General features: G+C 72.0%; 10 protein-coding genes. All 10 read left to right on the top strand.

Annotated features, from left to right (window positions below; genetic code table 11):
* Nucleotides 1-167: 167 nt before the first annotated feature.
* Entirely contained in the window at nt 168-2,195 is a 2,028-nt protein-coding gene (thrS, locus tag ACFVYA_RS48640) for a threonine--tRNA ligase (RefSeq protein WP_387055300.1), read from the top strand.
* On the top strand, nt 2,192-2,734 hold the full coding sequence (locus ACFVYA_RS48635; RefSeq protein ID WP_387055298.1) for an HIT family protein: 543 nt from the start codon (nt 2,192-2,194) through the stop codon (nt 2,732-2,734). The genes thrS and ACFVYA_RS48635 overlap by 4 nt, the downstream gene beginning before the upstream one ends.
* An 86-nt stretch (nt 2,735-2,820) precedes the next feature.
* Nucleotides 2,821-3,342 carry a MarR family winged helix-turn-helix transcriptional regulator gene (locus tag ACFVYA_RS48630; protein WP_387055297.1) on the top strand — a complete coding sequence of 174 codons (522 nt, stop codon included), beginning with the start codon at nt 2,821-2,823 and terminating at the stop codon, nt 3,340-3,342.
* 88 nt (nt 3,343-3,430) lie between these two features.
* Nucleotides 3,431-4,057 carry a phosphatidylinositol phosphate synthase gene (pgsA, locus tag ACFVYA_RS48625; protein ID WP_387055296.1) on the top strand — a complete coding sequence of 209 codons (627 nt, stop codon included), beginning with the start codon at nt 3,431-3,433 and terminating at the stop codon, nt 4,055-4,057.
* Entirely contained in the window at nt 4,054-4,971 is a 918-nt protein-coding gene (locus tag ACFVYA_RS48620; protein WP_285990913.1) for a phosphatidylinositol mannoside acyltransferase, read from the top strand. Before pgsA ends, ACFVYA_RS48620 begins: the two co-directional genes overlap by 4 nt.
* Before the next feature lie 18 nt (nt 4,972-4,989).
* Nucleotides 4,990-6,135 (top strand): glycosyltransferase family 4 protein, encoded by a 1,146-nt coding sequence (locus tag ACFVYA_RS48615; RefSeq protein ID WP_387055302.1) that lies wholly within the window; start codon nt 4,990-4,992, stop codon nt 6,133-6,135.
* Nucleotides 6,132-6,611: an NUDIX hydrolase gene (locus tag ACFVYA_RS48610; RefSeq protein WP_387055294.1), complete on the top strand. Its 480-nt coding sequence runs from the start codon at nt 6,132-6,134 to the stop codon at nt 6,609-6,611. The genes ACFVYA_RS48615 and ACFVYA_RS48610 overlap by 4 nt, the downstream gene beginning before the upstream one ends.
* A 1-nt stretch (nt 6,612) precedes the next feature.
* Nucleotides 6,613-6,867 carry a hypothetical protein gene (locus ACFVYA_RS48605; RefSeq protein ID WP_285990915.1) on the top strand — a complete coding sequence of 85 codons (255 nt, stop codon included), beginning with the start codon at nt 6,613-6,615 and terminating at the stop codon, nt 6,865-6,867.
* 32 nt (nt 6,868-6,899) lie between these two features.
* A complete protein-coding gene (locus ACFVYA_RS48600) occupies nt 6,900-7,169 on the top strand; it encodes a hypothetical protein (RefSeq protein WP_387055292.1) in 270 nt (89 codons plus the stop codon).
* Nucleotides 7,170-7,182: 13 nt separating this feature from the next.
* On the top strand, nt 7,183-7,692 hold the full coding sequence (locus ACFVYA_RS48595) for an XdhC family protein (RefSeq protein WP_387055290.1): 510 nt from the start codon (nt 7,183-7,185) through the stop codon (nt 7,690-7,692).
* The last annotated feature ends 136 nt before the right edge of the window (nt 7,693-7,828 follow it).

Below are 7,828 nucleotides of genomic sequence, written 5' to 3'. Positions count from 1 at the left end.
GGGGGCTGTTTTTGTTTATCATCCCACAGCGGCCCCCCCGCCCCCCCGCCCGCCCCCCGGGGGGCCCGCGCCGGGTCCGGCGTTCGCGCCACGCGCGTGAGGCGCGCGAGTGCAGCCGACTAGCATCGACGGCGTCATCTCTGTCACTCCAGCTTGAGGAGCCGATCGTGTCCCAGTCGCCCCCCGTTTCCCCCGTGGCCGCCTCCCGTGTGGTGGTACCGGCGGGCACTACGGCGGGCGCGGCGGTCCGCGAAGCCGGTCTGCCGACCAAGGGCGAGGACACGATCGTCGTGGTCCGCGACGCCGACGGCAAGCTGCGCGACCTCGCTTGGGCGCCCGAAGCCGACGCCGAGGTCGAGCCGGTCGCCGCGAACACCGAGGACGGCCGCAGCGTCATCCGCCACTCGGCGGCGCACGTGCTCGCCCAGGCGGTGCAGCAGCAGTTCCCGGACGCCAAGCTGGGCATCGGCCCGCCGGTCAAGGACGGCTTCTACTACGACTTCGCGGTCGACAAGCCGTTCACCCCCGAAGACCTGCAGGCGCTCGAAAAGCGCATGAAGCAGATCGTGAAGGGCGCCCAGCAGTTCTCGCGGCGCGTTTTCGACTCCGTCGACGAGGCCAAGAAGGAGCTCGCGGACGAGCCGTTCAAGCTCGAGCTCGTCGACCTCAAGTCCGAAGTGGACACCTCCGAGGTGATGGAGGTCGGCGAGGGCGAACTCACCATCTACGACAATCTCGACCCGCGCACCAAGGAACGTGTCTGGAGTGACCTCTGCCGGGGTCCGCACGTGCCGACCACGAAGTTCATCCCGGCGTTCAAGCTGACCCGCGTCGCCGCCGCGTACTGGCGGGGGAGCGAGAAGAACCCGCAGCTGCAGCGGATCTACGGCACCGCGTGGGAATCCACCGAGGCGCAGGACGCCTACCTGGAGCGCATCGCCGAGGCCGAGCGCCGCGACCACCGCAAGCTCGGCGCCGAGCTGGACCTGTTCTCCTTCCCCGAGGAGATCGGCTCCGGCCTGCCGGTGTTCCACCCGAAGGGCGGCATCATCCGCCGCGAGCTGGAGAACTACTCGCGCCGCCGCCACGAGGAGGCCGGCTACGAGTTCGTGAACACCCCGCACATCAGCAAGGGCGAGCTGTTCCACACCTCCGGCCACCTGCCCTACTACGCGGACACGATGTTCCCGCCGGTGCAGTTCGACGAGGAGAACTACTACCTCAAGGCCATGAACTGCCCGATGCACAACCTGATCTTCCGCTCGCGCGGGCGGTCCTACCGCGAGCTGCCGCTGCGGCTGTTCGAGTTCGGCACGGTGTACCGCTACGAGAAGTCGGGCGTGGTGCACGGCCTCACCCGGGTGCGCGGGCTGACGATGGACGACTCGCACATCTACTGCACCAAGGAGCAGATGCCGGGCGAGCTGCGGTCGCTGCTGAAGTTCGTCCTCGACCTGCTCGCCGACTACGGCCTCTCCGACTTCTACCTCGAGCTGTCCACCCGCGGCGACTCCGACAAGTTCATCGGCGAGGACTGGGAGTGGGAGGAGGCCACCGAGACGCTGCGGCAGGCCGCCGTCGACTCCGGCCTCGAGCTGGTCCCGGACCCGGGTGGCGCGGCCTTCTACGGCCCGAAGATCTCGGTGCAGGCCAAGGACGCCATCGGCCGCACCTGGCAGATGTCGACCATCCAGCTGGACTTCAACCAGAACAAGCGGTTCGAGCTGGAGTACACCGCGCCCGACGGTTCGCGCCAGCGGCCGGTGATGATCCACCGCGCGCTGTTCGGCTCGATCGAACGCTTCTTCGGCGTGCTGACCGAGCACTACGCGGGCGCGTTCCCGGCGTGGCTCGCGCCGGTGCAGGTGGTCGGCATCCCGATCACCGCCGACCAGGTCGAGCACCTGCAGGGCATCGAGAAGGCGTTGCGCGCCAAGGGGATCCGCGCCGAGGTCGACGCGAGCGACGACCGGATGCAGAAGAAGATCCGCACGCACACCACGCAGAAAGTGCCGTTCATGCTGCTGGCCGGCGCCAAGGACGTCGAGGCGGGCGCGGTGTCGTTCCGCTTCCGCGACGGCGGCCAGATCAACGGCGTGCCGGTGGACAAGGCGGTCGAGGCGATCGCGGAGTGGGTCGAGCGCCGCGAGAACGCGTCGCCGTCGGCCGAGGCGCTGGAGACGGTCGTTCGGTGAGTGAGGGTCCCGAGCTCGTCGAGCAGCAGGGCATCGGGGTCCAGGACGCGTTCCAGCGCCTCTGGACCCCGCACCGGATGGCCTACATCAAGGGTCAGGACAAGCCGGACGGCGACGAGGAGACCGGCTGCCCGTTCTGCCGGATCCCGTCGCTGGACGACGAAACCGGCCTGATCGTCGCCCGCGGCGACGTCGTGTTCGCGGTGCTGAACCTCTACCCGTACAACCCGGGGCACCTGATGGTGGTGCCGTACCGGCACGTCGCGGACTACACCGACCTGACGGTCGAGGAGACCCGCGAGGTCGCCGTCTTCACGCAGCACGCGATGAAGGTGATCCGCGCGGCCTCCGGCGCGCACGGCTTCAACATCGGGCTGAACCAGGGCGTGGTCGCGGGGGCGGGGATCGCCGCGCACCTGCACCAGCACCTGGTGCCGCGGTGGGGCGGGGACGCCAACTTCATGCCGGTCATCGGCCAGACGAAGGTGCTCCCGCAGCTGCTGGGGGAGACGAGGGACCTGCTCGCCGGCGCCTGGTGACCTCCGGCCCGCACTCGTCCGGACCATCGCCGCTCCGACCGGGGAAAACTCCTGATTGAGTGTTCAACCGAGAGTATGATGGGGTTATGTCCGGAACCCGATGGCTCAGCGACGACGAACAGCGCGTCTGGCGTGAGTTCAACGCGGCCACCCGCATGCTCAGCGCGCACCTCGAAGGTCAGCTGCAGCACGACTCGGGCATGCCGCACACCTACTACGAAGTCCTCGTCGCCCTCTCCGAAGCGCCCGGCCGCCGGCTGCGGATGAGCGAGCTCGCCGACGCCCGGCAAGCGTCCCGCAGCCGCCTTTCGCACGCCGTCGCGCGGCTGGAGGCGAACGGCTGGGTGCGGCGCGAGGCGTGCCCGACCGACAAGCGCGGCGCCTGGGCGGTGCTGACCGACGCCGGTTTCGCAGCGCTCGAGGCGGCCGCGCCCGGGCACGTCGAAGCCGTCCGGGAAAGCCTGTTCGACCCGCTGACGCCGGAGCAGGTCACCGCGCTCGGCGAGATCAGCGCGGCCATCCGCCGTCGATTGACGCCGAAGTGCGCCGCCGCCGCGGCTGCCGAAGCGGCGAAGGAGCACGAGGGCGAGCTCACGAAATCGGGCTGACCCGGGGCGGCGCGTCGGGGCTTCGCAGGTGGGTGGATAGGCTGCCATCGCCCACCCGACCCTCGTAGCCAGGTGCCTCGACGAACCGATGCTCAATATCTTCGCGCGTGCCTCCGTCTCCCGCGTCACCGATCCGATCGGCCAGGCGCTGGTCCGCGCCGGGCTGACCCCGAACGTCATGACCGTGTTCGGCACCGCCGGCGCGGTGGTCTGCGCCCTGGTCTTCTTCCCGACCGACCACCTCCTGTGGGGCACCTTCACGGTGTGGGGCTTCGCCATGCTCGACATCCTCGACGGCGCCATGGCCCGCGCCCGCGGCTACGGCACCCCGTTCGGTGCGGTGCTCGACGCGACCTGCGACCGGCTGGTGGACGGTGCCCTGTTCGCGGCCATCGCCTGGTGGTGTTTCGTCGTCGACGACAACCACCCGGCGGCTGCCGCGGCCCTGCTGTGCCTGGTCCTCGCCCAGGTGATCTCCTACGTCAAGGCCCGGGCCGACGCCTCCGGCCTGCCGGTCGACGGCGGCCTCGTCGAACGCGCCGAGCGGCTGATCATCGCGCTGGTCGGCACCGGCCTGCACGGCTTCGGCATCCCGTACACCGTGGACGTGACGCTCTGGCTGCTCGCCGCCGGATCGGTCGTCACCCTGGTGCAGCGCTTCGCCGCCGTGGCGAAGGCGGCCCGCGAGGCCGCTCCGGGGGAGCAACCGGCATGAGCGGGCTGACCGAGCGGCTGAGCGCGTTCGGCTACGCGGCCGGGTGGAAGCTGGCCGGCTGGCTGCCCGCCGGGTTCGGCGGCACGGTCTTCTCGCTCGGCGCCGACCTGGCCGTCCGCCGGGACGGCGGGGGCGTGCGGCAGCTGCGCGCGAACCTCGCCCGGGTGGTGCCCCAGGCCGACCCGGTCGAGCTCGACGAGCTGACGCGGCGCGCGATGCGCTCGTACGCGCGGTACTGGCACGAGACGTTCCGGCTGCCGTCGATGGACCACAAGGAGGTCAGCGCGAAGGTCGCGGCCTCGATCACCGGCGTGGAAAACCTCGACGCGGCGCTGGCCGAGGGCAACGGCGCGGTGATGGCCCTGCCGCACAGCGGCAACTGGGACGTCGCCGGCGTCTGGCTGGCCGACTACCTCGGCGGCTTCACCACCGTGGCGGAACGGCTCAAGCCCGAGTCGCTCTACCGGCGGTTCGTCGAGTACCGGGAGTCGCTCGGCTTCGAGATCGTGCCGCTCACCGGGGACAGCTCGGCGATGCGCGTGCTGTTGAAACGCCTGCGCGAGAACAAGGCCGTCTGCCTGGTCGGCGACCGCGACCTCACCACCAGCGGCATCCCGGTGAAGTTCTTCGGCGAACCGGCCCGGCTGCCCGGCGGCCCGGCCCGGCTGGCGGCGACGACCGGCGCGGCGCTGATCCCGGCCGGCTGCTGGTTCACCGAGGACGGCTGGCAGATCCGGCTGCACCCGCGCATCCGGGTCACCGCACGGGCCGAGGTCCCGGCCGCCACCCAGGCCCTGGCCGACATCTTCGCCGGCGACATCGCCGCGCACCCGGCCGACTGGCACATGGTGCAGAAGTTCTGGCCCGCCGACCTCGAGGCCGCCGAGCGGGTCAGCCTCGAAGAAGCGAGCTGAGCGGTGGCCACGCGGCCGATGCGGGTCGGGATCGTGTGCCCCTACTCCTTCGACGTGCCCGGCGGGGTCCAGGGGCACGTGATCGACCTGACGAAGGCGCTGCTCGCGCGCGGGCACCAGGTGTCCGTGCTGGCGCCCGCGGACGACGACGCCGAGCTGCCCGAGTTCGTGCACCCCGCGGGCAAGGCGCTCGGCATCCCGTACAACGGCTCGGTCGCGCGGCTGCAGTTCGGCCCGGTGTCCTACGCGCGGGTGCGGCGCTGGATCCGCGACGGCGACTTCGACGTCCTGCACCTGCACGAGCCCGCCGCGCCCAGCCTTTCGCTGCTCGCGCTGCTCATCGCGGACGGCCCGATCGTGGCGACGTTCCACACCGCGACGACCCGCTCGCGCACGCTGTCGGCGTTCCAGCCGGTGCTGCGGCCGCTGCTGGAGAAGATCACCGCGCGGATCGCGGTGTCCGCGCTGGCCCGCCGGGTCCAGGTCGAGCACGCGGGCGGCGACGCCGTGGAGATCCCCAACGGCGTCGCCGTCGAGTTCTTCTCCTCGGCGCTGCCGCTGCCCGGCTACCCGCGGGCCGGCGGCACGGTCGGGTTCGTCGGCCGGTTCGGCGAGCCGCGCAAGGGCATGGGGGTGCTGCTGGAGGCGCTGCGGCGGATCCTCCCGGAGTTCGAGGACCTGCGGCTGGTCGTGGTCGGCCGAGGCGACGAAGACCAGCTGCGCCGTGACGCCGGGCCGCAGCTGGCCCCGCACCTGGAGCTGCTGGGCCAGGCCGACGACCACGTGAAGGCCCAGGCGCTGCGCAGCGTCGACGTCTACTGCGCGCCCAACACCGGCGGTGAGAGCTTCGGCATGATCCTCACCGAGGCGATGGCGGCCGGGACCCCGGTGCTGGCCAGCGGGCTCGACTCGTTCCGGCGGGTGCTCGACGACGGCCGCGCCGGGCTGCTCGTGGAGACCGGTGACCCGGCCGCGCTCGCGGACGGGCTGCGCGAGCTGCTCGGCGACCCGGCGCGCCGGGCGTCGCTGGCCGCGGCGGCGGGGGAGCGCGTCACGATGTACGACTGGTCGGTGGTGGCCACGCAGGTGCTGCGCGTCTACGAGACGGCCGTCGCCGCCGACCCCCGGCGGGTCGCGGCGCCGGAGCGGGAGCTCGCCCGGTGAGCGTGCTCGGCTGGCTGTCGGTGCTGGCCATGGTTTTGGTGCTGGGCGGGCTCTTCCTGGTGGCGACGGCGAACCGGCTGGATCGGCTGCACATCCGCACGGACGCCGGCTGGGCCGCGCTGGACTCGGCGCTGGCGCGCCGGGCGGTGGTGGCGCGCGCGGTCGCTTTGGTGCTGGCCGACACGGGCTTGCGGACATCGGCCGAACGCGCCGAAGCGGCGCCCCGGGCCGAGCGCGAAGCCGCGGAGAACGAGCTGACGCTGCGGCTGGGCCGCGTCGACCGGACGGGCCTGCCGGCCGAGCTGGCCGAGGAACTGACCGACGCCGAGCACCGGGTGGTGATCGCCCGCCGCGTCCACAACGACGCCGTCCGCGACACGCTGCGGCTGCGGCGGCGGCGGAAGGTGCGGTACTTCCGCCTCGCGGGGACCGCGCCGTTGCCGGAGTACTTCGAATTCGCGGAGCCGGAGGTCTGAGATGTGGTGGGTGGTCGTCGAAGAGCAGCGCGGCATGGGTGACAACCGGACTTGGTCGCTGTCGGAGACGTTCTCCCAGCCGGACCAGGCGTCCGCCGAGGCCGAGGCGCTGCGGCTGGCACGCGAGTACCAGCCGGCCTACCCGTGGTCGCCGAAGTCCCGGAAGGTGCTGCGCGGCCCGGGCGGGTACCTGGTGATCGTCGAGGGCCGGACGTCGACGTTCCACTTCCGGCTGAGCGTGCTCGAAGAGCTCTGAAACCCCGGCGGCCCCCGGCGCGTCGGAGTGGCATGAGCGGGACGTGGTGGGTGGTCGTCGAAGAGCAGGGCGGCGCGGGCGACGGCCGGGGCTGGGGTGTCGCGGAGGCGACGCCGTACCCCGACCGCGGCAGCGCGGAGGGCGACGCGTACCTGCTCGCCGAGCAGCACCGGCCGCCGCGGCCGTCGTCGCCGCAGAACCGGCTGGTGCTGCGCGTGAGCGACGGGTACCTGGTGCTCGTGAAGGGCAAGACCGACCTGTGGCAGTTCCGCGTGACGGTGGGCGAGCAGGCCGGCGGCTGACACACTGGTCGGCATGAGCGAGACCTGCGACGTCGCCCACGGCACGGCTCCGGCCGATCCGGGGCTGCGGACCCTGGTGGCGGTGTTCGCGTCGCCGGTGTCCCGGTACCTGCTGAAGTTCGCGAAGGACCTCGGGTACCACGTGGCGCTGTTCGAGCCCGACGCCGCGCGCGGCACGGACGTGCCCGAGGGGTTCGAGGCGGAGACGACGCTGCCGCCCCTCGACGCGTCCGCGGACGTGATCGTCACCGACCACCACCGGCCCGAGCTGGGGCCGGTGCTGAAGGCCGCTCTCGAGGGCGAGCCGCGGTGGGTGGGCGTGCTCGGCAACCCGCGTCACCCGGGCCCGCACGTGGCGGCGCTGCGGGGCCTGGGCGTGACCGAGGACGCCATCGCCCGCGTGCACCGCCCGGTCGGGTTGAACATCGGCTCCCGCACCCCGCCGGAAATCGCGCTCGCCACCCTGGCCGGCCTCCTGGCCGACCGCAACAACCGCCCCGGCGGCTTCGACTTCACCACCTAGCCGGGCCGGTTTCCGGGAACCCGCGTGATGGAAGCCGGAACTCGCGTGATGGAAGCCGGAACTCGCGTGATGGAAGCCGGAACTCGCGTGATGGAAGCCGTACCGGCTCTGATCACGCGAGTTCCGGCTCTGTTCC

This window comes from Amycolatopsis sp. NPDC058278, from assembly GCF_042881395.1.
GTDB lineage: Bacteria > Actinomycetota > Actinomycetes > Mycobacteriales > Pseudonocardiaceae > Amycolatopsis.
Note: the sequence above shows the minus strand (reverse complement) of the source record. Positions and strands in the feature narration are given on the sequence as shown.